Origin of the sequence: Halopseudomonas yangmingensis (genome assembly GCF_900114825.1) — a bacterium.
Classification (GTDB): Bacteria; Pseudomonadota; Gammaproteobacteria; order Pseudomonadales; family Pseudomonadaceae; genus Halopseudomonas; species Halopseudomonas yangmingensis.
Window position 1 is genome coordinate 50,454 of the sequence record NZ_FOUI01000010.1, and the last position, 22,035, is coordinate 72,488.

The 22,035-nt window shown below is 64.3% G+C and carries 25 protein-coding genes; 16 read left to right on the forward strand and 9 right to left on the reverse strand.

What is annotated here, in order from left to right; genetic code table 11:
- Positions 1 to 5 precede the first annotated feature (5 nt).
- Both BMZ23_RS10070 and BMZ23_RS10075 read left to right on the forward strand, forming a co-directional pair.
- The gene (locus BMZ23_RS10070; RefSeq protein ID WP_177197262.1) at positions 6 to 245 is read left to right on the forward strand and encodes a cytochrome C oxidase subunit IV family protein; all 240 of its coding nucleotides are present in this window, start codon (positions 6 to 8) and stop codon (positions 243 to 245) included.
- Between the two features lie 42 nt (positions 246 to 287).
- Complete coding sequence (locus tag BMZ23_RS10075) at positions 288 to 599, forward strand: c-type cytochrome (protein WP_093476379.1); 312 nt, start codon at positions 288 to 290, stop codon at positions 597 to 599.
- Between the two features lie 45 nt (positions 600 to 644).
- On the opposite strand, the gene BMZ23_RS10080 is transcribed toward BMZ23_RS10075, so the two are convergent.
- Positions 645 to 1,571: a zinc ABC transporter substrate-binding protein gene (locus BMZ23_RS10080; RefSeq protein WP_093476381.1), complete on the reverse strand. Its 927-nt coding sequence runs from the start codon at positions 1,569 to 1,571 to the stop codon at positions 645 to 647.
- 90 nt (positions 1,572 to 1,661) lie between these two features.
- On the opposite strand from BMZ23_RS10080, the gene BMZ23_RS10085 reads away from it, so the two are divergent.
- Genes BMZ23_RS10085 through znuB form a run of 3 tightly spaced genes read left to right on the forward strand, consistent with a single transcriptional unit; the run spans position 1,662 to position 3,683 of the window.
- Complete coding sequence (locus BMZ23_RS10085; RefSeq protein WP_218143589.1) at positions 1,662 to 2,132, forward strand: Fur family transcriptional regulator; 471 nt, start codon at positions 1,662 to 1,664, stop codon at positions 2,130 to 2,132.
- The gene (znuC, locus tag BMZ23_RS10090) at positions 2,129 to 2,905 is read left to right on the forward strand and encodes a zinc ABC transporter ATP-binding protein ZnuC (protein ID WP_093476383.1); all 777 of its coding nucleotides are present in this window, start codon (positions 2,129 to 2,131) and stop codon (positions 2,903 to 2,905) included. Before BMZ23_RS10085 ends, znuC begins: the two co-directional genes overlap by 4 nt.
- Positions 2,898 to 3,683: a zinc ABC transporter permease subunit ZnuB gene (gene znuB, locus BMZ23_RS10095; protein WP_093476385.1), complete on the forward strand. Its 786-nt coding sequence runs from the start codon at positions 2,898 to 2,900 to the stop codon at positions 3,681 to 3,683. Before znuC ends, znuB begins: the two co-directional genes overlap by 8 nt.
- 1 nt (position 3,684) lies before the next feature.
- Here the strand turns inward: znuB and BMZ23_RS10100 are convergent, their stop codons facing one another.
- Positions 3,685 to 4,335 (reverse strand): SCO family protein, encoded by a 651-nt coding sequence (locus BMZ23_RS10100; protein ID WP_093476387.1) that lies wholly within the window; start codon positions 4,333 to 4,335, stop codon positions 3,685 to 3,687.
- Positions 4,332 to 7,163 (reverse strand): excinuclease ABC subunit UvrA, encoded by a 2,832-nt coding sequence (gene uvrA, locus BMZ23_RS10105; protein ID WP_093476389.1) that lies wholly within the window; start codon positions 7,161 to 7,163, stop codon positions 4,332 to 4,334. The genes BMZ23_RS10100 and uvrA overlap by 4 nt, the downstream gene beginning before the upstream one ends.
- Positions 7,164 to 7,341: 178 nt before the next feature.
- Between uvrA and BMZ23_RS10110 the strand changes: the two genes are divergently transcribed.
- Both BMZ23_RS10110 and ssb read left to right on the forward strand, forming a co-directional pair.
- Positions 7,342 to 8,715 (forward strand): MFS transporter, encoded by a 1,374-nt coding sequence (locus BMZ23_RS10110; protein ID WP_093476392.1) that lies wholly within the window; start codon positions 7,342 to 7,344, stop codon positions 8,713 to 8,715.
- A gap of 23 nt (positions 8,716 to 8,738) precedes the next feature.
- Positions 8,739 to 9,218, forward strand: a complete 480-nt coding sequence (gene ssb, locus BMZ23_RS10115; protein ID WP_093476395.1) for a single-stranded DNA-binding protein — start codon at positions 8,739 to 8,741, stop codon at positions 9,216 to 9,218.
- 101 nt (positions 9,219 to 9,319) lie between these two features.
- On the opposite strand, the gene BMZ23_RS10120 is transcribed toward ssb, so the two are convergent.
- Both BMZ23_RS10120 and BMZ23_RS15060 read right to left on the reverse strand, forming a co-directional pair.
- A complete protein-coding gene (locus BMZ23_RS10120; RefSeq protein WP_218143590.1) occupies positions 9,320 to 11,053 on the reverse strand; it encodes an HD domain-containing phosphohydrolase in 1,734 nt (577 codons plus the stop codon).
- The gene (locus BMZ23_RS15060; protein ID WP_218143591.1) at positions 11,011 to 11,595 is read right to left on the reverse strand and encodes a cache domain-containing protein; all 585 of its coding nucleotides are present in this window, start codon (positions 11,593 to 11,595) and stop codon (positions 11,011 to 11,013) included. The genes BMZ23_RS10120 and BMZ23_RS15060 overlap by 43 nt, the downstream gene beginning before the upstream one ends.
- A gap of 71 nt (positions 11,596 to 11,666) precedes the next feature.
- Here BMZ23_RS15060 and BMZ23_RS15065 point away from each other — a divergent pair, with 71 nt between their 5' ends.
- The 3 genes from BMZ23_RS15065 to BMZ23_RS10130 all read left to right on the forward strand — a co-directional run bounded on the left by BMZ23_RS15065 (position 11,667) and on the right by BMZ23_RS10130 (position 13,636).
- Positions 11,667 to 11,930 (forward strand): hypothetical protein, encoded by a 264-nt coding sequence (locus BMZ23_RS15065; protein ID WP_218143592.1) that lies wholly within the window; start codon positions 11,667 to 11,669, stop codon positions 11,928 to 11,930.
- 92 nt (positions 11,931 to 12,022) lie between these two features.
- Positions 12,023 to 12,700: a histidine phosphatase family protein gene (locus tag BMZ23_RS10125; RefSeq protein WP_093476398.1), complete on the forward strand. Its 678-nt coding sequence runs from the start codon at positions 12,023 to 12,025 to the stop codon at positions 12,698 to 12,700.
- A gap of 66 nt (positions 12,701 to 12,766) precedes the next feature.
- Positions 12,767 to 13,636 (forward strand): sugar nucleotide-binding protein, encoded by an 870-nt coding sequence (locus tag BMZ23_RS10130; RefSeq protein ID WP_177197263.1) that lies wholly within the window; start codon positions 12,767 to 12,769, stop codon positions 13,634 to 13,636.
- Positions 13,637 to 13,690: 54 nt separating this feature from the next.
- On the opposite strand, the gene BMZ23_RS10135 is transcribed toward BMZ23_RS10130, so the two are convergent.
- Positions 13,691 to 14,374, reverse strand: coding sequence for an OmpW/AlkL family protein (locus BMZ23_RS10135; protein WP_093476404.1), 684 nt, complete (start codon positions 14,372 to 14,374; stop codon positions 13,691 to 13,693).
- A gap of 229 nt (positions 14,375 to 14,603) precedes the next feature.
- On the opposite strand from BMZ23_RS10135, the gene BMZ23_RS10140 reads away from it, so the two are divergent.
- From BMZ23_RS10140 to BMZ23_RS10165, 6 genes are read left to right on the forward strand one after another with little or no spacing between them, the layout of a single operon-like run.
- Entirely contained in the window at positions 14,604 to 15,365 is a 762-nt protein-coding gene (locus tag BMZ23_RS10140; RefSeq protein WP_177197264.1) for a DUF3450 domain-containing protein, read from the forward strand.
- Positions 15,362 to 16,714, forward strand: coding sequence for a MotA/TolQ/ExbB proton channel family protein (locus tag BMZ23_RS10145; protein WP_093476410.1), 1,353 nt, complete (start codon positions 15,362 to 15,364; stop codon positions 16,712 to 16,714). Before BMZ23_RS10140 ends, BMZ23_RS10145 begins: the two co-directional genes overlap by 4 nt.
- Positions 16,707 to 17,222 (forward strand): MotA/TolQ/ExbB proton channel family protein, encoded by a 516-nt coding sequence (locus tag BMZ23_RS10150; RefSeq protein WP_245748180.1) that lies wholly within the window; start codon positions 16,707 to 16,709, stop codon positions 17,220 to 17,222. Before BMZ23_RS10145 ends, BMZ23_RS10150 begins: the two co-directional genes overlap by 8 nt.
- Before the next feature lie 15 nt (positions 17,223 to 17,237).
- Positions 17,238 to 17,651 carry an ExbD/TolR family protein gene (locus BMZ23_RS10155; protein WP_093476412.1) on the forward strand — a complete coding sequence of 138 codons (414 nt, stop codon included), beginning with the start codon at positions 17,238 to 17,240 and terminating at the stop codon, positions 17,649 to 17,651.
- Entirely contained in the window at positions 17,651 to 18,331 is a 681-nt protein-coding gene (locus BMZ23_RS10160) for an energy transducer TonB (protein WP_093476415.1), read from the forward strand. The genes BMZ23_RS10155 and BMZ23_RS10160 overlap by 1 nt, the downstream gene beginning before the upstream one ends.
- The gene (locus BMZ23_RS10165; protein WP_093476417.1) at positions 18,328 to 19,530 is read left to right on the forward strand and encodes a tetratricopeptide repeat protein; all 1,203 of its coding nucleotides are present in this window, start codon (positions 18,328 to 18,330) and stop codon (positions 19,528 to 19,530) included. Before BMZ23_RS10160 ends, BMZ23_RS10165 begins: the two co-directional genes overlap by 4 nt.
- On the opposite strand, the gene BMZ23_RS10170 is transcribed toward BMZ23_RS10165, so the two are convergent.
- Genes BMZ23_RS10170 through BMZ23_RS10180 form a run of 3 tightly spaced genes read right to left on the reverse strand, consistent with a single transcriptional unit; the run spans position 19,518 to position 22,012 of the window.
- Entirely contained in the window at positions 19,518 to 20,030 is a 513-nt protein-coding gene (locus BMZ23_RS10170) for a DUF3299 domain-containing protein (protein ID WP_093476420.1), read from the reverse strand. The two genes, BMZ23_RS10165 and BMZ23_RS10170, sit on opposite strands and share 13 nt — an antisense overlap.
- Before the next feature lie 9 nt (positions 20,031 to 20,039).
- Complete coding sequence (locus tag BMZ23_RS10175) at positions 20,040 to 21,302, reverse strand: ABC transporter permease (protein ID WP_093476423.1); 1,263 nt, start codon at positions 21,300 to 21,302, stop codon at positions 20,040 to 20,042.
- The gene (locus tag BMZ23_RS10180; protein WP_093476426.1) at positions 21,302 to 22,012 is read right to left on the reverse strand and encodes an ATP-binding cassette domain-containing protein; all 711 of its coding nucleotides are present in this window, start codon (positions 22,010 to 22,012) and stop codon (positions 21,302 to 21,304) included. Before BMZ23_RS10180 ends, BMZ23_RS10175 begins: the two co-directional genes overlap by 1 nt.
- Positions 22,013 to 22,035: the final 23 nt, after the last annotated feature.

The following is a 22,035-nucleotide window of genomic DNA, read 5'->3' on the forward strand; positions in this document are numbered from 1 at the left end:
TGGAAATGAAACTGACGATCGGCTGGCTGTCCCTGATGGGATTGACCATACTGGGTTGGTGGCTGGGCCATCATATGGCGACTGGCACCTTGCTGACCCTGATTGTAGTGGTGCTGACTGTGATAAAGGGACAGTGGCTGATAGACCAGTTTATGGAGCTGCGCCATGCACCAAGGGTTTTTCGTTTTCTGGTCAGCGGCTGGTTGTTGCTGTTGGGCGGCGCCATGGCGGTTTTTCTCACCTGAGCAAATCGGGCCGAACAGCCCGCAACCAACGAGGAAATAACAATGCGTAAACTTCTGCTTTGCGTTGCCACAGCAGCTCTGGCCGTCAGCGGTGCAGCCCAGGCGGCTGGTGATGCTGAGGCCGGCAAGGGCAAGATCGGTCTCTGCGTGGCCTGTCATGGCACCGACGGCAAAGGCATCATGCCGATGTATCCGAATTTGAACGGCCAGAATGCGACCTATCTGGAATCGGCACTGAAGGCCTATCGGGATGGTAACCGGACGGGTGGAACAGCACCCATTATGGCGCCGATGGCTGCCAACCTGAGCGATCAGGATATTGCTGACATTGCAGCCTATTACAGCCAGCTGTAAGCGGCAGGCGCTTGCAAAAGGCTGCCTGTGGGCAGCCTTTTGTATTCAGGGCAGGGTCTGCAGGCAGTCAGCCAGGCTGTCACCGATACGCCCGAGCAGGCGCAGGTAGCCCTCGGCATCCACCGCGATATCCACCCCCAGCGGGTCCAGCTCGCCACGCCGTACATCCAGCCCTTTGCTCAAACTGTCGATCAGTCGCGGGTTGAACTGCGGCTCGCTGAATACACAACTGCTGCCTGCCTGCTGCAGGCGCTGGCGCAACAGGTTGACGTGGCGTGCGCCCGGCTGCACCTCGTCGGACAGGCTGAAAATACCGTTCGGATGCACGTTGAAGTGATCCTCAAAATAGCCATAGCCATCATGGAAAACGAACCAGGGCTTGTCGCCCAGCCCCTGCAGGCGCTGGTGCAGGCGTACCTCCTCGGCGTCCAGGCGCAGCAGAAAAGCCTGCAGATTGGCCTGTAATTGCTGTTGCTGATCCGGGTAGATGCCTTGCAGGTCTTCGGCCATCCAGCGGGCAATGACACGGGCGTTGTCCGGTGACAGCCACAGATGTGGGTCATTCAGGCCGTGATCATGCTTGTGGTGGGCATGCCCATGGGCTTCTTCCTGCTGGAAGTTAAGCGACTGCAGGGCGGTACGCAACTGGACGCCGGGCAGGTCGATGAGCGCCTGGGCACCGGCATGCCGGCTCAGCAGGGACTCCAGAAACAGCTCCAGCGATCCACCTACCCAGTACACCCGGGTCGCCTGTTGCAGCGTGCGGCGTTCGGACGGGCGCAAGGCATGATGGTGCGGCGAGCTGCCGGGCGGTAACAGCACAGCGGGCTCTTCAATATCATCAAGTATCGCGGCGGCAATCAGCTGCAGCGGCTTGATACTGGTCAGCACCTGGCTGGCCAGCACCGGCTGGCTGAGCAACAGCAGCAGGCTGCCAAGCAGGGCAGGGAGCAAGCGGGCGCGCATGGACATACCTCGGGCATGGAAAACCGTTATATGATAACAGGCCTCGAATTACAGCGTTAGCCCTGCGCCCACCCGCCATTGTTGCCGGAGAATGCCATGAGCCATCAGCCCCATGACCACCAGCGCTGCATCAGCACGGCCCTGCAGGCCGCCGAACAGCTGTGCGGCAGCAAGGGCGTGCGCTTTACCGAGCTGCGTCGGCGGGTGCTTGAGCTGGTCTGGCAGAGTCACCGGCCACTGGGCGCCTACGACATCCTCGATACCCTGTCGCGTGAGGATGGCCGCCGCGCCGCGCCGCCCACCGTATACCGGGCACTGGATTTTCTGCTGGAGCAGGGGCTGGTGCACCGGATTGCCTCGCTGAACGCCTTTGTCGGTTGCTCCAGTCCCGAGCACCGTCATCAGGGCCAGTTCCTGATCTGCCGCAACTGCCATGAGGCCACCGAACTGGACCAGCAACGCATCCACCGGGCGATTGCCGACAGCGCCGCCGAACACGGTTTTACTGTCGAGGCGGAGACTGTCGAAGTTGCCGGGCTTTGCGCGCGCTGCCGGGAGGCGGCATGAGCGAGCCGCTGCTGCGCCTGCGCGACATCAGCTTGTCGCGGCATGGCAATCCGATTCTCGAGCGGGTCGACCTGAGTGTCAGCGCCGGCGAGATTGTCACGCTGATCGGCCCGAATGGTGCTGGCAAGACCAGTCTGGTGCGGGTCGTGCTCGGGCTGATGCGCGCCGACAGCGGCGAGGTCTGGCGCCAGCCACGCCTGCGTATTGGCTATATGCCGCAGAAATTGCAGGTGGATGCCACCCTGCCGCTCAGTGTGCAGCGTTTTCTGATGCTGGCCCCCGGTGTCAGTCGTAGCGCCGCGCATGCCGCGCTTTGCGAGCTGCGCGCCGAGCATCTGTTTGACCACCCGCTGCAGCAGGTCTCCGGCGGTGAGTTGCAGCGTATCCTGCTGGCCCGCGCGCTGCTGCGCAAGCCGCACCTGCTGGTACTCGACGAGCCGGTGCAGGGGGTCGACGTGAATGGCCAGATCGAGCTGTATCAGTTGATCAGCGAACTGCGTGAGCGCTACAACTGCGGCGTGCTGATGGTTTCCCATGACCTGCATCTGGTAATGGCCAAGACCAACACGGTGGTCTGCCTGAACCGCCATGTGTGCTGCTCCGGGCACCCGGAACAGGTCAGCAGCGATCCGGCGTTTGTCGCCCTGTTCGGTGCCCAGGCTGACAATTTTGCCATCTACAACCACCACCACGACCACGCCCATGACCTGCATGGTGCTGTGGTGCCGGGTGATGAAACTCATCAGCACGGACCCCATTGCAAGCATGCCTGACTTTCTTTTGCACGCGCTGCTGGCCGGCCTCGGGCTGGCGCTGATCGCCGGCCCGCTGGGTTCCTTCGTGGTCTGGCGGCGCATGGCCTATTTTGGCGATACCCTGGCGCACTCGGCGCTGCTCGGGGTGGCGCTGGGCATGTTGCTGGACATCAATCCGGCGCTGGCGGTGACCGCCGGCTGCGTGCTGCTGGCGATACTGCTGGTGGCCATGCAGCAGCGGCCGTGGCTGGCCAGTGACACCCTGCTCGGCATACTCGCGCACAGCACGCTGTCGCTGGGCCTGGTGGTGCTGGCGCTGACCGACAATGTGCGGGTCGATCTGATGGCCTACCTGTTCGGCGACCTGCTGGCGATCAGTGCCGATGAGCTGTACTGGATGCTCGGCGGGCTGCTGCTGACCCTGTTGCTGCTGCTCTGGCTGTGGCGACCGCTGCTGTCGATTACCGTGCATGAGGAGCTGGCGCGGGTCGAGGGGCTGCCAGTGACGGCGGTGCGGCTGGCACTGATGCTGCTGATTGCCATCGTGATTGCGGTGGCGATGAAAATCGTCGGGGTATTGCTGATCACCTCCTTGCTGATCATTCCCGCGGCAGCCGCCCAGCGCCATGCGCGCAGTCCCGAGCAGATGGCGCTGGGTGCCAGCCTGCTCGGCTGCCTGGCCGTGTTCGGCGGGCTCGCCGCCTCCTGGTATCTGGATACCCCGGCGGGGCCCTCGGTGGTGGTCTGCGCCGCCAGCCTGTTCGTGCTGGCCACCGCGCTGCCGCGTCGCGCCTGACTCAGTCGCGACTGCGCAGCACCTCCAGCAGTCGCGGGGCCAGTTGTTCGGCATCGAAAGGTGGGCGGATAAAACCGGCATAGCGCCCACGCGGATCAATCATTACCACCTGCCCGCTGTGGTCCACCAGGTAGTCCGGCTGGCTGCGGTCCGGTTCGATCCAGGCAACCGACAGCGCTCGGGTTAACAGGCGTAACTGTTCCGGTGTACCACTCAGGCCGAGAAAGCTGGCATCAAAGAACTGCAGGTAGTTGCGCAATTGCTCGGGGCTATCGCGCCACGGATCGACGCTGACCAGCCCGATCTGTATCTGTCCGGCCAGCTCCGCCGGCAGTTCGGCACGCAGCAGGCGCAGGTCGGCCAGGGTGCTCGGGCAGATATCCGGGCAGTAGGTATAGCCGAAGAACAGCAGGTGCCAGCGGCCCAGTCGCTGTTCCACTCCCCAGGGCTGCCCATGCTGATCCTGCAGGCCCAGCTCAGGCACCTCGCGGGGCGGCTCCAGCAGTACTATGCCAGCACGGTTGAGTGCCGTGCGGTCCAGCCCGTCGCGTTGCAGGCTGAGCAGCATGCTGGCGACCAGCAGCGCCAGTGCCGCCAGACTGATCACAATCAGCCGGCGACGTGAGGCGGCTTGTGCTTGGCGGCGCTTCACCGGTCGCGCTCCAGCAGTGGCGCGAGGAAGCGCCCGGTATGCGATTGCGGCATCGCGGCGACCTGCTCCGGGGTGCCGGTGGCGATGATCTGGCCACCGCGCGAGCCGCCTTCCGGGCCCAGGTCAACCAGCCAGTCGGCGGTCTTGATCACGTCCAGATTGTGCTCGATCACCACCAGCGTGTTGCCGTGGTCGCGTAGCCGGTGCAGCACGTCGAGCAGTTGCTGGATATCGGCAAAATGCAGGCCGGTGGTCGGCTCGTCGAGGATATACAGGGTCTTGCCGGTGTCGCGCTTGGACAGCTCGCGGGCCAGCTTGACCCGCTGCGCCTCGCCGCCGGACAGGGTGGTGGCGGACTGGCCGAGGCGGATATAGGACAGACCAACGTCGATCAGCGTCTGCAGCTTGCGGGCAATCGCCGGCACTGCATCGAAGAACTCGCGGGCCTCCTCGATGGTCATCTCCAGTACTTCGTGGATGTTCTTGCCCTTGTAGCGGATTTCCAGGGTTTCGCGGTTGTAGCGCTTGCTCTTGCACACATCGCAGGGCACGTAGATATCCGGCAGGAAGTGCATCTCGACCTTGATCAGGCCGTCGCCCTGGCAGGCCTCGCAGCGCCCGCCCTTGACGTTGAACGAGAAACGCCCGGCCTTGTAACCGCGCGAACGGGCTTCCTGGGTGCCGGCGAACAGGTCGCGGATCGGCGTGAACAGCCCGGTATAGGTGGCCGGGTTGGAGCGCGGTGTGCGGCCGATCGGGCTCTGGTCGATATCCACCACCTTGTCCAGGTGCTGCAGGCCGTCGAAGCTGGCATGCGGCGCCGCCTCCAGCGTGGTGGCGCCGTTCAGCGCGGTGGCGGTGATCGGGAACAGGGTGTTGTTAATCAGCGTCGACTTGCCGGAGCCGGAGACCCCGGTGACGCAGGTCATCAGGCCGACCGGAATCTCCAGATTGACCTTCTGCAGGTTGTTGCCACAGGCGCCCTTGAGCTTCAGCCACTTGCCCTTCTGCGGCGCATGGCGCTCGGCCGGTACGGCGATCTTGCGGCGGCCGGACAGGTACTGGCCGGTCAGCGAGTCGGGGTGCGCCATCACCTCGGCCGGGGTGCCGTGGGCGACGATGCGCCCGCCATGCACGCCGGCACCGGGGCCGATATCCACCACATAGTCGGCCAGACGAATGGCGTCCTCGTCGTGCTCCACCACAATCACCGTATTGCCGAGGTTGCGCAGGTGGGTCAGGGTCGCCAGCAGGCGTTCGTTATCGCGCTGGTGCAGGCCGATCGACGGCTCATCAAGGATATACATCACCCCGACCAGGCCGGCGCCGATCTGGCTGGCCAGGCGGATACGCTGGGCCTCGCCGCCGGACAGGGTCTCGGCACTGCGGTCCAGGGTCAGGTAGTCGAGGCCGACATTCACCAGAAACTGCAGACGTTCGCGGATTTCCTTGAGGATCTTCTCGGCGATCTCGCCGCGGCTGCCAGTCAGGTGCAGCTGGCTGAAATACTCGGTGGCGGCCCCGACCGGCAGGGTGGTCACCCCCGGCAGGTTGCGTCCGTCGATAAACACATGGCGCGCCTCGCGGCGCAGGCGGGTGCCGTGGCAACTCGGGCAGGGCTGGGTGCTCAGGTATTTGGCCAGCTCCTCGCGCACACTTTGCGATTCGGTCTCGCGGTAACGCCGTTCCAGGTTGGGCAGAATGCCCTCGAACGGGTGCTCGCGCTGGACGATATCGCCGCGGTCATTCAGGTAACGGAAGGCTACCTTGTCCGTGCCGCTGCCATTCAGGATCAGTTGCTGGTGGCGCTCGGCGAGTTCGCCGAACGGCCGGTCCAGATCGATGCCGTAGTGCGCGGCCAGCGAGCCGAGCATCTGGAAGTAGTAGACGTTGCGCCGGTCCCAGCCGCGGATCGCGCCCTCGCCGAGGGTCAGTTCGGCATTTACCAGCCGGCGCGCATCAAAGAACTGCTTGACCCCCAGACCGTCGCAGGACGGGCAGGCGCCGGCCGGGTTGTTGAAGGAGAACAGTCGTGGTTCCAGTTCGCTGATCGAATGGCCGCATTCGGGGCAGGCAAAGCGCGCGCTGAAGGTGATTTCCTCACCGTCCTCACCCTCCATCGGCGCCACAATGGCGATGCCGTCGGCCAGGTGCAGGGCGGTCTCGAAGGATTCGGCCAGCCGCAACTGCAGGTCCTCGCGCACCTTGAAGCGGTCAACCACCACCTCGATGCTGTGCTTGCGCTGCTTGTCAAGTGCCGGCGCCTCGTCCAGGTCATGCACCCGGCCGTCGATGCGCGCACGCACGAAGCCCTGGGCGCGCAGTTCCTCGAGAATCGCCAGGTGCTCGCCCTTGCGCTCGCGGATTACCGGCGCCAGCAGCATCAGCTTGCTGCCCTCGGGCATGGCCAGCACCTGATCGACCATCTGGCTGACCGTCTGGGCCTGCAAGGGCAGGTCGTGGTCCGGGCAGCGCGGAATGCCGACCCGGGCAAACAGCAGGCGCAGGTAGTCGTAGATCTCGGTGATGGTGCCAACCGTCGAGCGCGGGTTGTGCGAGGTGGACTTCTGTTCGATGGAAATTGCCGGCGACAGGCCCTCGATGTGATCGACATCGGGTTTTTCCATCATCGACAGGAATTGCCGGGCGTAGGCCGACAGCGACTCGACATAGCGGCGCTGGCCCTCGGCGTAGAGGGTGTCGAAGGCCAGTGAGGATTTGCCCGAGCCGGACAGCCCGGTGATCACGATCAGCTTGTCGCGCGGCAGGTCGAGGTCAATGTTTTTCAGGTTGTGGGTGCGTGCCCCACGGATCAGGATGGTATCCACTGCGTCAGCACTCGTGACCGGCAAAGCGGCACAGTATAACGCCGCGCCGGATAGCCCGGCAAAAGCTCCGGCCGCTGATTTGCCATACGCCGCCGGGTATGGGGCGCACTGCCGCAGTGCGGCCGCTGGCGGGCATGCTAAACTGCGCGCTTTTTGCAGGGCTGATTGCGGAGACTCCATGCAGCAGGCTGATTCAATGACTTCTGGCGAGCGCCGGGCGGCGGGTTCGCTGGCCGCGGTATTTGCCTTTCGCATGCTCGGCCTGTTTATGGTGCTGCCGGTGCTGGCCACCTGGGGGCAGGGGCTGGCGGGCGCCACCCCGTTGCTGATCGGCGTGGCGATTGGTGCCTACGGCCTGACCCAGGCCTGCCTGCAGATTCCCTTCGGCATGCTGTCCGACCGCATCGGCCGTAAGCCCGTGATCATTGGCGGCCTGCTGCTGTTCGCCCTCGGCGGTCTGCTGGCGGCCCAGGCTGACAGCATCTGGGGGGTGATTGCCGGCCGCGTGCTGCAGGGTGCCGGTGCAATTGCCGCCGCGGTGATGGCGCTGGTTGCCGACCTGACCCGTGAGCAGCATCGCACCAAGGCGATGGCAATGATCGGCATGAGTATCGGCCTGTCATTTGCGCTGGCGATGGTGGCCGGGCCGCTGATAGCCCGGGCCGGCGGTCTGCAGGCCGTTTTTCTGGTCACCACCGGGCTGGCTCTGATAGGTATCTTGCTGATATGGAAGGCCGTGCCGACCCCGCAGGATGTAGCCCGCCATCGCGAGGCAGGGGTAGCCAGTGGTGCTTTCTGGCCGACCTTGCGCAATGCTGAACTGCTGCGGCTGAATTACGGTATCGCCGTGTTACATGCAATCCTCATGGCCAGTTTCGTTGCCATTCCGCTGGCCCTGCAGGAGCAGGCCGGGCTGCCGCGCGAGGATCACTGGTGGGTGTACCTGGTGGCGCTGCTGGTGTCCTTTGTCGGCATGGTGCCCTTTATCATTTATGCCGAACGGCAGCGGCGCATGAAGCGCGTGGTGCTCGGCGCCATCCTGTTACTGGCACTGGTGCAGCCGCTGCTGTGGCTGGGCATGCACTCGCTGCTGGCGATGGTGCTGCTGATGGTGTTGTACTTCCTTGGTTTCAATGTGCTTGAAGCGACCCTGCCGTCGATGCTTAGCAAGCTGGCCCCGGCCGGCGCCAAGGGCACCGCGATGGGCGTGTATTCCACCAGCCAGTTCCTCGGCGCGGCGCTCGGCGGGGTGCTCGGCGGGGCGGTTTATTCATTCTGGGGGCTGGGTGGGGTGTTCGCCTGCTGCGGTGTCCTTGCCCTGACCTGGTGGATGATTGGTGCTACCATGCGTGAGCCTCCCTATGTCACCAGTTTCCGTCTGGCCGTGCCCGACGCGCTGATGGCTGACGAGGCGTTGCTCCGGCGTATTCTCGCGGTGCCGGGCGTGGCAGAGGCGGTATTGGTGGCCGAAGAGGCCGCCGCCTACGTCAAGGCGGACAGCAAGCTTGTCGACCGCGAAACACTGGAGCAGGCACTGCAGCCGGCTCGATAACAGATCATTCAGGAGAAAAGACAATGGCCAGAGGCGTCAACAAGGTAATTCTGATCGGTAACGTTGGCGGTGACCCGGAAGTCCGTTATCTGCCCAATGGCAACGCAGTGGCAAACGTCACGCTGGCGACCAGTGACAGCTGGAAGGACAAGCAGACCGGGCAGCTGCAGGAACGTACCGAGTGGCACCGCGTGGTGTTCTTCGGCAAGGTTGCCGAAGTGGTTGGAGAGTATGCGCGCAAGGGCTCCAAGCTGTATGTCGAAGGCCGCCTGCAGACCCGCGAATGGGAAAAGGATGGCGTCAAGCGCTACACCACCGAGGTGGTAGTCGATATGGGCGGTCAGATGCAACTGCTCGACAGCCGCAATCAGGGTAGCAGTGAAGGCATGGCGCCGCGCCAGTCCGCCCCCCAGCGTCCGCAGCAAAGCCAGCAGCCGGCCCCTCAGCCTGCAGCCCAGCCGGCGCCGGATTACGACAGCTTTGATGATGATATTCCGTTCTGAGGACAGCCTCGGACGGATAGGTAACCGGTTAAACAGAAACCCCCGCGCTGCGGGGGTTTCTGTTTTCCGGTCATTTGTGCAGGTGCTGCGTGTCGCCCGAATCAGCCCTCCAGCCCGGCCAGCAGGGCCTCCTCGTCAACCGCATCAATCTGCCGTTCCGGCAAAAAGGCGCTGGCGTACTGGCGGTAGACCCCGGCGCGTACAAACAGGCTGAACAGTTGCGGGTCGATATGCCCGCTGCGGGCCATGCGTGACATGATCGACAGGGCTTCGGACAGGGGCTTGCCGTCCTTGTAGGGACGGTCGGCGGCGGTCAGTGCCTCGAAGATGTCGGCAACTGCCATCATCCGTGCCATCGGCTGCATCTGCTCACCGCTCAGCTGTTTCGGGTAGCCGCTGCCGTCCATCCTTTCATGGTGCGCAGCAGCTACTGCCGGTACCTGAGACAGGTGCGGCGGGAAGGGCAGTTGGCGCAGCATGATCTCGGTCTGCACTATGTGGAAGTTGATCAGGTAGCGTTCTTCCTCGGTCAGGGTGCCGTAGCGCACGCACAGGTTGTGCAGTTCGCCGAGGTTCTGGTGCCATTGCGGCGCTGCCATACGGAAGCCCCAGGGGTTGTCCGGCTCGATGCGCTCCTTGGGCGGGCGCTCGATCAGGTGTTCCGGGCGATCGGCCAGCAAGGGTTCGGACTGCGGCAGCGTGGCTTCTGCCGTCTTCGGTTTGCGTTGCAGGTTGTCGTGGGACAGACCCAGGTGGTCATCCAGGGTGCGCGTCCAGCGGCGTTCGGCAATCTGCTGCAGGCGCTGGGTATCGGCTTCGGCCATCGATTCGCTGCCCTGGTTGCAATGGGCAACAAAGGCGAACTCCTCGTCCAGCTGCGCCAGTTCGTGGCGGCACTGCTGGTGGCGCTGGCTGGCATCGGCGCCGTCAATAATGTCTTGCAGGCAACGCAACTGCGCTTCGCACTTGAGCACCTCAAAGCGCATGCGGATTTCGTGGATACGATCGTAGAGTGTTTGCAGCTTGGTGGCCTTGTCGACCACATACTCAGGGGTGGTGATTTTGCCGCAGTCGTGCAGCCAGGCGGCCATACGCAGGGTTTCCCAGTCATTGTCATCGAGCTGGAAGTCAGCGAACGGGCCGTGCTCGGCAGCGCAGGCCGCTTCGGCAATCAGGCGTGCGAGTTCCGGCACCCGCGCGCAGTGGCCGCCGGTGTGCTGGCTCTTGGCATCAATGGCACCGGCAATCATGCGCTGCATGGCGTCCAGCAGGGCCTTCTGTGCGGCAATCAGCGCGCGTGCTTCCAGGGTCACCGCCGCCAGGCCCGAGAGGGCACGGATAAACGCCAGCCGGTCCTCGTCGACTGGTGCGTCCAGCAGCAGCAACATGGCACCGACCAGCTCGTTCTGCCGGTTGGCCAGCGGCACAGCGATCGCCTGGCTTGAGTGGGGTGTGTCGGGTTGCTGCGGCAGGCCCAGTGCGTCAAGGTCGGCAGGGGACAGTGCCCTTGTCTGTATCTGCAGGTGGCTGACTGCCTCGCCGAGCAATGGCCCGAGTGCATCCAGTGTCCGGGCCAGCTGACCCAGACGGTCGCTATCATCACAGCTGTCGGCACCCCACAGGGTGCCATCCGAGAGTATGCGGCCATCGGCATCCAGTGCAGCAACAGGAACCAGTTGCCCTTCTCTGGCCAGATACAGCACGCCGCCACGGGCGTGGATGGCCGACAGTGTTTCGCCGAGCAGGCGCGGCAGCAGGTGGCCAAAATCCGGTTCGCCAGCCACCGCAGTATTCAGTTCGAGGAAACGCCGGATGGTGCGGCGCATGTCAGCCATGGTTGCGCCGAGGGTGGCCACCTCGCGTATGCGTGAGGGCGGCAGGGGGCTGCGTACGGAGTATTCAGCAGTCTGTCGAGTAGCGCGTGCTGTCCGTGGAAGGGAGCAGACGGCAGGCTGGCCAACGGGTGCAGTCGGGCGCGGCCCTGTTCATCCAGAAGTGCCGCAGGCTGGTCGGGATTGTCGTGGACCAGCAGGCGGCCGCTGGCATCCACCAGGGCCAGCCGGCTACCAGGTGTGACGCGCTGGCTGGCGAGCACCTGGCTCAGGGTGTTCAGACGAATGTCGGCCCCCAGTACGACCGCACTGCCTGGTACCCGCCGGGCCAGGGTGATGCCGCTCTGGCGATCGGAAAAATAGGCATAGGGCGCTGTTACCAGCAGCTCGCCGCTGCTGTCGGCGTGGCGGTACCAGTCGCGCTGACGGGGGTCAAACTGATCGGGGTAATCGGGTTGCTCACGAGTCTCGAGTATCTGCATGTTGGTGTCGAGGAACAGATACCGCTCCGCCGGTTCTGGCAGGCCATGCTCGATGCTTTGCACCAGATAGGTGCTGCCGTCTGTAACAGGCGTAATGCCATGTCTGCAGGTTGTACACGCTCCAGCAGACTGCCATGCAGCTCGCGATCAATGCGCAGCGCCAGATCTTCGGCGACGTTTTCCATCATCTGCGAGGTCATGTGCTGACCGATACCGCTCAGCAGCCCGCCGACCAGCAGGATCAGGCCCAGAGCCAGACCGAGCAGATGGATGTGCAGCGGAAAGCTTCGGGGCATGGCGTTGTTTCTTGCGCGGAGAAAGGGCCGTTGCTGGCTGCTGGTCTGAAGTATAGGCGCCAATCGCAGGACTGCCGGAAACACGGCGTCGGCTTAAGGTGACCTTATGGTCCGTGCTTGCTCCGGCTTATGATCCTTGCATTGACGGTTGTCTGCGCTAGGGTGCCTGCATATATAAAGTCTGCGGAGCGAGCATGTCGGAAATTTATTTTGTGCGTCACGGCCAGGCCTCTTTCGGCAGTGGCAACTACGACCAGCTCTCGGCGCTTGGGCATCGGCAGTCGGTGCTTCTGGGTGAGTACTTCGCCGCGCGAGGCCTGCAATTCGACCAGTTGCTGGCCGGCGATATGCAGCGCCATCGTGAAACCGCCGAAGGCATTGCCCGTGGCATGCCGCAGGGGCTTCCGGCGGCAGAGGTGCGTCAGGAACTGAATGAATTCGATTTCCACAGCATTTTGCGGGCCTATCTGGCGCAGCATCCGGAGGATGCCCTCCCGGACAAGCCGCAGGTGCGGGATTTCTTCCGGCGTCTGCGCAAGGCGATTCTGTTGTGGTCCGATGACGGGTTGCAAGGTGATTTGCCGGAGCCCTGGAGTGGCTTTGAACAGCGCATGCAGTCGATCGGCGAGGAGATCGCCGGGCGTTTTGCCGGACAGCGTGTGCTGGTAGTCAGCTCAGGGGGAGCCATTGCCATGCTGCTGCGGTTGTTGTTGCAGGCGCCAGCGGAAACCATGGTCGACCTGAACCTGCAAACCCGCAATACGGCGATCACCCAGTGCGTAATTGGTGGCGGGAAACTGCGACTGGTCAGCTTTAACGGCATACCGCATTTGGAGCATCCGCAGCGCAGCGAGCTGATCAGCTACGCCTGACGGGTGACGTCGATGCCGCAGCGCGGCACAATGCGGCAATCAAAAAGAGCCGACGGAAAGTCATTGATGCGCATGAAGATAGCCCTGCTGGGTGCCGAAGGCACGCTCGCCCGACTCTTGCTGGAGCAGGCGCAGGCCGAAGGAATCCGCCTGGTACCGGTTACCCTGCCGGATAACGCCGACCCTCAAGCCCTTGCCGAGTGGCTGGAGCCGTGGCGTGGCGGCGCACTGGTTGATCTGCGGCATGCCGACTGGCCGGCCTTGCTGGGTGAGCCGGAAGTGGCGGCACTGGATGAATGGCAGCAAAGCTGCGAGGGGTTGATTGATACCTGCGCCGCGCAGGATTGCCTGCTGTTGTGGCCCAGCAGCGCCCGGGTATTCGATGGCGGCAAGCCGACCCTGTGGAGCGAAAAGGATCTGCCGCAGCCGGTCGGACGTCTGGGTGCCCTGCAGGCAGCGCTGGAACAGCGCCTGTGCAATGCCGGTGGACGACATCTGATCCTGCGTCTGAGCTGGTTGCTTGATCCGGCACCGCAGGCGCAGTTCGGCCAGCTGCTGGCCGGCCTGCGCAGTGGCCAGCCGTTGCAACTGGCCGAGGAGTGGCGCGGTAACCCGACACCGCTGGCGGATGCCGCGCGGGTGTTGCTGGCGATGCTCAAGCAGTCCGACTGTGGTGCCGATCTGAGTGGCATCTATCACTATGGCAGCAGCGAGGCGAGCAGCTGGATCAGTCTTGCCAAGGTGCTGGCCCAGGAGCTGCTGGCCCGTGGTCAGATTGATGCCGATCCGCAGATTCTGCCGGTGGCTTTTGAAACACAGCCACAGGCTGTCTTCGAGCCGCGTAATGCGGCGCTGTCCTGCAAACGCATTACCCATGTGTTCGGTATCAAGCCGCGCGCCTGGCGTACTCAGTTGGCCGAACTGGTCAAGCCTTGAGCAGAAACAACAACGGCCGCTGAAGCGGCCGTTGTGCAGTGCGTCATGAATCGATCAGAACTTGTAGCCCAGACCAACCATATAGACCCAGGGGTCGACGTCTACATCAACCTTCACTCGGGTGCCGGCAAGGCTGGTGGTGGCAGTGGTGCTGATATCGACATAGCGAAGCTGGGCGTTCAGCATCAGCTTGTCAGTGATCATGTAGTCAGCACCGACCTGAACAGCCAGACCCCAGGAGTCGTCCAGCGACAGGCCGCTGAACTGCTGGCCCTTGCGTTCGCTGGTCAGGTCTTCACTGAAAAAGGTGGTGTAGTTGATACCGGCGCCCACGTAGGGCTTGAACGCGTCGTTGCCGTCCAGCGGATACCATACGGCACTGACGGTCGGCGGCAGGTGCTTGATGCTGCCCAGCTTGCCATCCAGGCCGCCCAGACCCTTGACACCCACGTCATGCTTGAACGGGGTGGCGGCCAGCACCTCGATACCCAGGTTGTTGCTGAGCATATAGACAAAGTTCAGACCCAGCTGGGTGTTGCTGTCCAGCGTGGCGCTAGTGCCAGGCAGGGCGCCGATGCCAGCCAGCTTGAGGTTACTGCTGTCTTCGCGCGGGTCAACGGTGACGGCACCGGCGCGGACGATGATGTCACCGGCCTGGTGGGCCTGGGCGGAAATGGCACTGGCCAGCAGGGCCGGAGCAAGCAGCAGAGCGGCAGCGGTGCGGATGGTCTTGGACATGGAAGTCTCTCCCTTTGGGTGTGTGTGCTGATGGGACGGACTCTAATCCATGCATTGTGAGTGGTTATTGATCTGTGGCAATAAAACCTTGCGTGTTGTGTTGGTATTTGTGCAACGCTGTGTTCCTTTATCCTGCGGCGCGCGGTCGCATTACGGTTGTAATCGCTACGGGCTGAGATGATAATGCTTCTCTTTTATTTGCCCCCGGTGGGCATGGCTGGAGAGCGGGATGAGAGTGTTTGCATTGGTGGTGCTGTTGCTCCCCGGGCTGGTGCTGGCGCAGTCGGCGCTGGAGCGTTCGCTGGGTGAGAGCGAACAGCTGCAGCGTGAGGCGCAGGCCTCGCAGCAGCGGATCGATCAGCTTGATGATGCCGGGCGCGAGGCCCTGCAGCGCTATCGTCTGGCGCTACAGCAGCGTGAGCAGCTGGAGCAGTACAACCAGCGTCTGGCCGAGATGGTCGAGGTCCAGCGCAATGATCTGCAGGCCCTGCAGGAACAACTCGGCAGCATCGAGCAGACGCAGCAGGCGGTGCTGCCGCTGATTCAGCGCATGCATGCCGGATTGCAGCAGTTCGTGGCGCTGGATCTGCCGTTTCTGCCGGAGGAGCGCAGCCTGCGCCTGCAGCAGATTGATGAGCTGATGCAGCGCCCGGATATCAGTGTGGCGGAAAAGTACCGGCGCATCGTCGAGGCCTACCAGATTGAAAGCGACTATGGCCGCACCCTGGAGGCCTGGCGCGGCAGCCTGCAGCAGGATGGCGAGGAGCGTCTGGTGGACTTTCTGCGTATTGGCCGGCTGATGCTGTTTTACCAGAGCCTGGATGGCCGTGAGCAGGGTTGGTGGGACAGGCGCAGTGGCAGTTGGCAGCCGCTGGATGACGGCTACCGCCGCAGTCTTGAACAGGGTATGCGGACTGCCCGCCAGCAGCAGGTGCCAGTGATGCTGCGCCTGCCGTTTCCCGCTGCGGTTGAGCTGGAGGTGCAGCCATGAAGATACGGATGATTCTGCCAGTGCTGCTCGGCCTGTTGCTGGCACCCCTGCTGCAGGCCCAGCCGGCCACCCCGGATGAGCTGCTGCGCAGCATCCGCGAGCAGCGCAGCACTGAGCAGGCGGTGATGCAGGCCCGCGAGGCCGAATTTGTCCGCGAGCAACAGAAGCAGCAACAGCGCATGGCCGGTGCCGAACGCGAACTGGCGGCGGTGCAGGTGCGCAGCGAACAGTTGCGGACCGAGTTTGACCAGCTGGATCAGGCTCTGGCCGAGGCGGAAATCGAGCTGCAGCAACGCAGTGGCAACCTTGGCGAGCTGTTCGGCGTGGTCCGCCAGAGCGCCGGCGACAGCCTCAGCCAGTGGCAGGACTCGATGCTCAATGTGCAGCTGTCGCAACGCACGCAACAGCTTCGCGAGTTGTCGGAAAGTCGCCGTATTCCCACCGTCGAGCAGCTGGAAGGTTTCTGGCTGACGCTGGTCGAGGACCTGGCCGCCAGCGCCCGGGTCAGTCGTTTCCAGGCGCCGGTAATCGGGCTGGACGGCAATCAGCAGACGACCCAGGTGGTTGCCCTGGGTCCCTTCAGCGCGTTGGCCGGTAGCGACTATCTGCTGTACCAGCCGGAACACAACCGGCTGCTGGTGGCGCCGCGTCAGCCCGCCGGGCGCGCACTGGCGGAATCCTTTGTGGCAACCCGCGAAGGCGTTGCCGAGCTGTGGGTCGATCCGACCCGTGGCAACGTGATCAGCCAGTTGCAACTGACCCCCAGCCTGCTGGAGCGGATTGCCCAGGGTGGTCTGGTTGGTTATGTGATCATCGCCCTCGGTATCTTCGGCGTGTTGCTGTCGTTTGCCCGGCTCGGCTGGCTGCAGCTGATCCAGACCCGGGTGGACCGGCAGATCCGTGACCTTGACCAGCTGCGCGATGACAACCCGCTGGGCCGGGTGCTCGGGGTGATTGGTTCGCGACCGCGTCTGGAGGAACTGGACACGCTGGAGCTGAAGCTGGACGAGGCGATCCTCAAGGAAACCCCGAAACTGGAGCGCGGCCAGAGCCTGCTCAAGCTGCTGGCAGCGGTGGCCCCGCTGCTCGGTCTGCTCGGTACGGTCACCGGGATGATTGCCACCTTCCAGGCCATCACCCTGTTTGGCACCGGCGATCCGAAGCTGATGGCCGGCGGTATTTCCCAGGCACTGGTGACCACCGTGCTGGGTCTGATCGCGGCGATTCCGCTGCTGTTCCTGCACGGCCTGGTTGCCGCCCGCAGCAAGGCGCTGGTGCAGTTGCTGGAGCAGCAGAGTGCCGGGTTGATTGCCCTGCATCTGGGTAACGGGGACAAGCGCGGTGACTGATGCGCTGTGGCTGCTGCGGGATTTCCTCGACAGTGGCGGCTGGGTGCTGTGGAGCATCCTTGCCGTCACCGTGCTGCTATGGACGCTGATGATCGAGCGTCTGTGGTATCTGGCGCGGGTGTTTCCGCAGCTGTCGCGGGATTACCAGCGGGCCTGGCAGCAGCGTCTGCAACAGGGTAGTTCGGCAGCGCGGCATGTGCGCAGCGCCTGGCTGTCGCGCGCCCAGCAGCAGCTGCAGCGCAACCAGCCGGTGATCCGCGTGCTGATCGCCCTGTGCCCGCTGCTCGGGCTGCTCGGCACGGTCAGCGGGATGATTCAGGTATTCGATGTGATGGCGCTGAGCGGCAACGGCAATCCGCGCGCCATGGCCTCCGGCGTTTCGCGCGCCACAGTGCCGACCATGGCCGGCATGGTCATCGCCATCAGCGGGCTGTTCTGCCTGGCCCGCCTCGACCAGCAGTCGCGCAGGGCCTTGCAACGCCTCAGCGACCGCCTGCGTCACCAGTAACAGGAGCAGTACAGGATGCGCATGCGCAGACACCATGCAGGCAATGACGAAGAAGCCGGGATCGACCTGACCCCGATGCTCGACATCGTCTTTATCATGCTGATTTTCTTTATTGTCACCAGCTCCTTTATCAAGGAGTCGGGAATCACCGTACAGACCCCCAGCGCCTCCAGCGCTGCCCCGCAGACCCGCGGCAACATCCTGATTGCGGTAAGTGCCAACGGCGAAATCTGGATCGACCGGCAGACCGTCGATGTGCGTGCGGTGCGTGCTGCGGTGGAGCGCATGCGCGTCGACCAGCCGGACAGCAGCGTGGTGGTGCAGGCCGACCGTGATGCGCGCAGCGGGCTGGTGATCCAGGTGATGGATCAGGTGCGTATGGCCGGGGTGCAGGATGTGGCGCTGGCGGCCACGCTGGAGAGCCGTTGATGCGCCTGCTGCTCAGCTTTGCGCTGGCGCTGCTGGTATCCCTGGCGCTGTTTGCGCTGATGGTGCTGCTGGTGATGCCGCCGAGCGGGCCGGGGGAGGAGCTGCGCGAGCTGGCGCGGGTCAACTTCGTGCGTTCGCTGAGCGACTCTGACAGCCAGCGGCGCGAACGCCAGCAGCGCGAGCCGCCACCGGAGCAGCCGGCGCTGGTACAGCCGCTGACCCCGCAGCTGCAACCGCAACCGCCACAGCCGCCGATGAGTCAGGTCGAACTGAATATCCGGATACCTAATATCGAGGTCGGCCTGGCGCTCAGTCAGGCACCCAGCCTGCAGGGGCTGACCGCTGCGCAGACCGCACCGGTGACGGCGCCGGCGCCAGCCGACAGTGGTCCGTCGCTGTCCGAAGAAGTCACCCCGCTGGTAGATATCCCGCCGGACTACCCGCAGCGTGCACTGGCGGCCGGCATCGAGGGTCAGGTGACCCTGGCCTTTACCATTACGCCGGAGGGCCGTGTGGCCAACCTGCGCGTGACCCATGCCGAACCCGCTGGCGTGTTCGAGCGCGAGGCCCGGCGTGCCGCCCTGCGCTGGCGCTTTGCGCCGCGCCGGGAGAATGGTCAGGCGGTATCGCGCGAGGCCACCAAAACCCTGTATTTCCGTCTGCAAGGAGGTCGCCGATGAAATCCGTCTGGCGCTGCTGGTTCTTCAGCGTCTGCCTGCTGGCAACTCCGGTACTGGCCCAGCAGGCGATTCAGCCGGCGGTCTTCACTGCCCTGACGCAAGCACAACAAGCCCAGCAGCAGGGCGACCTGGCTGGCGCACAACGATTACTCAACAGTGCGCTTGGGCAGTCCCGTGACGGCTCGCTGGAACAGGCGTTGCTGGAGCAGCGGCTGGCCTATCTGGCGGTTGCCGGCGAGGACTGGAATCAAGCCGTGCGCTGGTTTGAGCGGGCGCTGTCGCGCAATCAGCTGGAGCCGGCCGCCGCCGCGCAGGACAGGCGTAATCTGGCACAGCTGCTGGCGCAGGTCGGACGCTACCGCGATGCCGCAACCCTGCTTGAGCGTGAGCTGCAGGCGGGCAGTCTGGATCTGGACGGCAAGCGCCTGCTGGTGCAGGTCTGGAGTCGCCAGCAGCAGTACCGCAAGGCGATTCCGCTGGCCGAGCAGGTGGTGCGGGCCGATCCACGCATCGACAGTGTCTGGTACCAGCTGCTGGTCGGCATGAACCACCAGGAAAAACGCTACCGCGAGGCTGAGCGCTGGTTACAGGTATTGCTGCAGCGCGAACCGGGCAAGCCCGAGCACTGGCGGCAACTGGCGGCGTTGCGCAGTCTGGACGGACGCCAGCGTGAGGCTGCTGCCGCCCTGCGGCTGGCGCAACTGGGCGGGTTGGGTTTGAGCGACGCCGACCTGGATAACCTGATTGCCCTGCAGGTGCGAGCCGGGGCGCCCTGGCAGGCGGCAAGCCTGCTGGAACAACTGCTGGCGCAGGGTGTGCTGGCTGCTAACCAGCAGCGCCGCGAGCAACTGGCTGGCCTCTGGCAGCGCGCTCGTGAGCGCCAGCGCGCCATTGACAGCTGGCAGTCACTGGCCGAGCGCAGTGGCCAGAGCCGCCACTGGTTGCAGGTGGCAGGCTTGCAAGTTGAGCAGGAGGACTGGCCGGCGGCATTGCGCAGTCTGGCCCGTGCCGAGTCCGGCGCCAGCGCCGAGCAGCAGCGGCAGATCCGACTGTGGCAGGGCTATGCGCGCTATGCGCTGGGTGAACTGGATGCGGCCCGCCAGTCACTGCGTCAGGTCAGTGGCAACAATCCGCAGGCCCGCGAAGCCGGCCGGTTGCTGGCCTGGCTGGAACAGCAGGCCGAGGCTCAGAAACTGTAGGCTTCCACCTCGGCCTGTTCGATACGGTAGCCGGCATTCGCCAGCTCGCTTTCGATGGCTTCCACCTGCATGGTGCCGGTAATCCAGAACGGCTGGTAAAGGTCGGCCAGGGCAATGCCCTGACGGCTGCGCACATGCACTATCTGGTTCGACGGTGGCGGCGGCACATGGATGCAGGCGCCGAAGTAGGGCACCAGCAGAAACTCGTCGACCTCGCTGCGCTCATTGATGCCCAGCGGCACCACATAGCCGGGCAGGCGGATCTTCCGGCCATCCAGTTCGGCCACCACCGGGGCATTCGGCATGCTTTGTACTGCCGGGTCACCGTATTCGCTGTCTTCCAGCGCATCGGCCAACAGCGACAGGTCATGCACCGGTTGTGGCATACCGAGCAGGTCGCGGGCCTCCGGCGGCACCAGATCCTTCCAGTGCAGTTCCTCGGCGGCCAGCGCCGGCAGACTCAGCAGGACGCCCAGCAACAGGGCAGAAAACAGGCGCATGGGCACACCTCAGGTACGAATGGACAGGCCGTCAACCAGTGACTGGCGATAGGCGCGCCAGGCCGGCACGCTGCCGATCAGCAGGCTGGCCAGCAGTATGGCGCCAATCAGTTTGGCTTCATAGACACCGGGCGCGCTGATCGCGATGAACAGCCCGTACTGGCTGAGCAGCCAGGGCTGCGCCAGCCACAGGCCGACATACAGCAGGCCAACACCCAGCAGAATGCCGCCCAGCGTCAGTCCCAGCGCCTCCAGCAACAGCAGGCCGAAGATGTGTCGCGGGCGGGCGCCGACCGAGCGCAGGATGGCCATTTCCCGGCGCCGCTCGTTGAGGCTGGCAAGGATCGCCGTGAGCATGCCGATCAGTCCGGTCAGCACGACAAAGCCGGACACCAGCAGCAGCGCCTTTTCGGCGATGCCGAGCAGGCTCCACAACTCCTGCAGGGCGACCCCCGGCAGAATCGCCTGCAAGGGTTCGCCACGGAACTGGTTGACCTCGCGCTGTACGGCAAAGGTGCTGACCGGGCTGGTCAGGCCAAGCAAGATGGCGGTGATGGCCTTGGGTGTCAGATCCAGCTGGCGCGCCTGATCAGCGTCGATGCGTGCCGCGCCACGCGCCGGCATCCCCTGCTGCCAGTCCACATGCAGCGCCTGCATGCCTTCCAGGCTGATATGCAGGGTGCGATCGACCGGGGTGCCGGTACGCGCCAGTATGCCGCTGACCACAAACGGCTTGTCGGCGTGGTCGACAAAGCTGACCCGACCGGTGCCATGCGCCAGTACGATTTCATCGCCAGGCCGGTAGTTCAGTTCACGCGCCACGTCGGCGCCCAGCACCACCTCATACAGGTCATCAAACACGGCACCGCTGGCCAGCTGCAGGGCCTGGCCGCGGCCATAGCGGTAGTGGCTGAAATAGTCATGATTGGTACCCAGCACCGGATAGCCCTGGTGCGAGTCGCCCAGCGACAGTGGGATCGCCCAGGCTACCCGCGGGTGTGCGGCAATCTGTTCAAAGCTGTCCCAGCGGATATTGTTGCTGGCGTTGCCGATACGGAATACCGAGTACAGCAGCAGCTGCACCGAGCCGGAACGCGCACCGACAATCAGGTCGGTACCGCTGATGGTGCTGGCGAAGCTGGCGCGCGCCTCGCTGCGGACCTTTTCCACCGCCAGCAGCAGGGTCACGCTGAGGGCAATCGCCAGCAATGTCAGCAGCGCGGAAAAACGCCGGTTGGCCAGGCTCAGCAGGGCCAGTCGCAGGAGCTGCATCAGAGTACCTCCGGCTGTGCCGCGCGGTTGATCTGCAGCAGCGACAGGCTGCGGTCGAACAGCCGCTCGAGCGAGGCGTCGTGGCTGACAAACAACAGGCTGCTGCCGGCCGCTGCGCACTCGGCAAACAGCAGCTGCAGAAAGGCCTCGCGGCTGTCGGCATCGAGTGCCGAGGTCGGTTCGTCGGCAATCACCAGCTCCGGGCTGCCGATCAATGCGCGGGCCGAGGCCACCCGCTGCTGCTGGCCGATCGACAACTGGGTGACCGGACGCTGCAGCAGTGCCGGATCGGACAGGCCGAGATGCCCGAGCAATGTCAGTGCGGCCTGCTGCAGACTGCCGTGGCGTTGCTCGGCACGCTGGCGGCGTAGGCGCGAGAAGCGGCAGGGCAATACCACGTTGTCGACCAGCGACAGGTAGGGCAGCAGGTTGAACATCTGGAAGATATAGCCGCTGTGATCGGCACGGAAGCGGTCGCGGGCGCTGGAGGACAGTGCCGCCATGTCCTGGCCGAGCAGGCGGATACGACCGCTGTCCGGCAGGTAGACACCACCGAGCAGCCCGAGCAGGGTGGTCTTGCCGCTGCCCGACGGCCCCTTGAGGAACACCCGCTCGCCGGCCAGCAGCTGCAGCCGTTCTATCGACAGCAGCGTCGGCTGGCCGGGCCAGGCGTAGTGGATATTCTCAAGGTCGATGACCGGGTGCGACATGCCGGGGTTACCTGAATGGCTGA

Coding starts and splice junctions, on each gene's coding strand:
- BMZ23_RS10180 (WP_093476426.1), bottom strand. CDS start 22,012: ATGTCGCACCCGGTCATCGACCTTGAGAATATCCACTACGCCTGGCCC.
- BMZ23_RS10130 (WP_177197263.1), top strand. CDS start 12,767: ATGCGCATGAAGATAGCCCTGCTGGGTGCCGAAGGCACGCTCGCCCGA.
- BMZ23_RS10145 (WP_093476410.1), top strand. CDS start 15,362: ATGAAGATACGGATGATTCTGCCAGTGCTGCTCGGCCTGTTGCTGGCA.
- BMZ23_RS10120 (WP_218143590.1), bottom strand. CDS start 11,053: ATGGCTGACATGCGCCGCACCATCCGGCGTTTCCTCGAACTGAATACT.
- BMZ23_RS10170 (WP_093476420.1), bottom strand. CDS start 20,030: ATGCGCCTGTTTTCTGCCCTGTTGCTGGGCGTCCTGCTGAGTCTGCCG.
- BMZ23_RS10070 (WP_177197262.1), top strand. CDS start 6: ATGAAACTGACGATCGGCTGGCTGTCCCTGATGGGATTGACCATACTG.
- BMZ23_RS10110 (WP_093476392.1), top strand. CDS start 7,342: ATGCAGCAGGCTGATTCAATGACTTCTGGCGAGCGCCGGGCGGCGGGT.
- BMZ23_RS10125 (WP_093476398.1), top strand. CDS start 12,023: ATGTCGGAAATTTATTTTGTGCGTCACGGCCAGGCCTCTTTCGGCAGT.
- BMZ23_RS10140 (WP_177197264.1), top strand. CDS start 14,604: ATGAGAGTGTTTGCATTGGTGGTGCTGTTGCTCCCCGGGCTGGTGCTG.
- BMZ23_RS15065 (WP_218143592.1), top strand. CDS start 11,667: ATGCAGCTCGCGATCAATGCGCAGCGCCAGATCTTCGGCGACGTTTTC.
- BMZ23_RS10075 (WP_093476379.1), top strand. CDS start 288: ATGCGTAAACTTCTGCTTTGCGTTGCCACAGCAGCTCTGGCCGTCAGC.
- znuB (WP_093476385.1), top strand. CDS start 2,898: ATGCCTGACTTTCTTTTGCACGCGCTGCTGGCCGGCCTCGGGCTGGCG.
- znuC (WP_093476383.1), top strand. CDS start 2,129: ATGAGCGAGCCGCTGCTGCGCCTGCGCGACATCAGCTTGTCGCGGCAT.
- BMZ23_RS10135 (WP_093476404.1), bottom strand. CDS start 14,374: ATGTCCAAGACCATCCGCACCGCTGCCGCTCTGCTGCTTGCTCCGGCC.
- BMZ23_RS10160 (WP_093476415.1), top strand. CDS start 17,651: ATGCGCCTGCTGCTCAGCTTTGCGCTGGCGCTGCTGGTATCCCTGGCG.
- ssb (WP_093476395.1), top strand. CDS start 8,739: ATGGCCAGAGGCGTCAACAAGGTAATTCTGATCGGTAACGTTGGCGGT.
- BMZ23_RS10165 (WP_093476417.1), top strand. CDS start 18,328: ATGAAATCCGTCTGGCGCTGCTGGTTCTTCAGCGTCTGCCTGCTGGCA.
- BMZ23_RS10085 (WP_218143589.1), top strand. CDS start 1,662: ATGAGCCATCAGCCCCATGACCACCAGCGCTGCATCAGCACGGCCCTG.
- BMZ23_RS10155 (WP_093476412.1), top strand. CDS start 17,238: ATGCGCATGCGCAGACACCATGCAGGCAATGACGAAGAAGCCGGGATC.
- BMZ23_RS10175 (WP_093476423.1), bottom strand. CDS start 21,302: ATGCAGCTCCTGCGACTGGCCCTGCTGAGCCTGGCCAACCGGCGTTTT.
- BMZ23_RS10080 (WP_093476381.1), bottom strand. CDS start 1,571: ATGTCCATGCGCGCCCGCTTGCTCCCTGCCCTGCTTGGCAGCCTGCTG.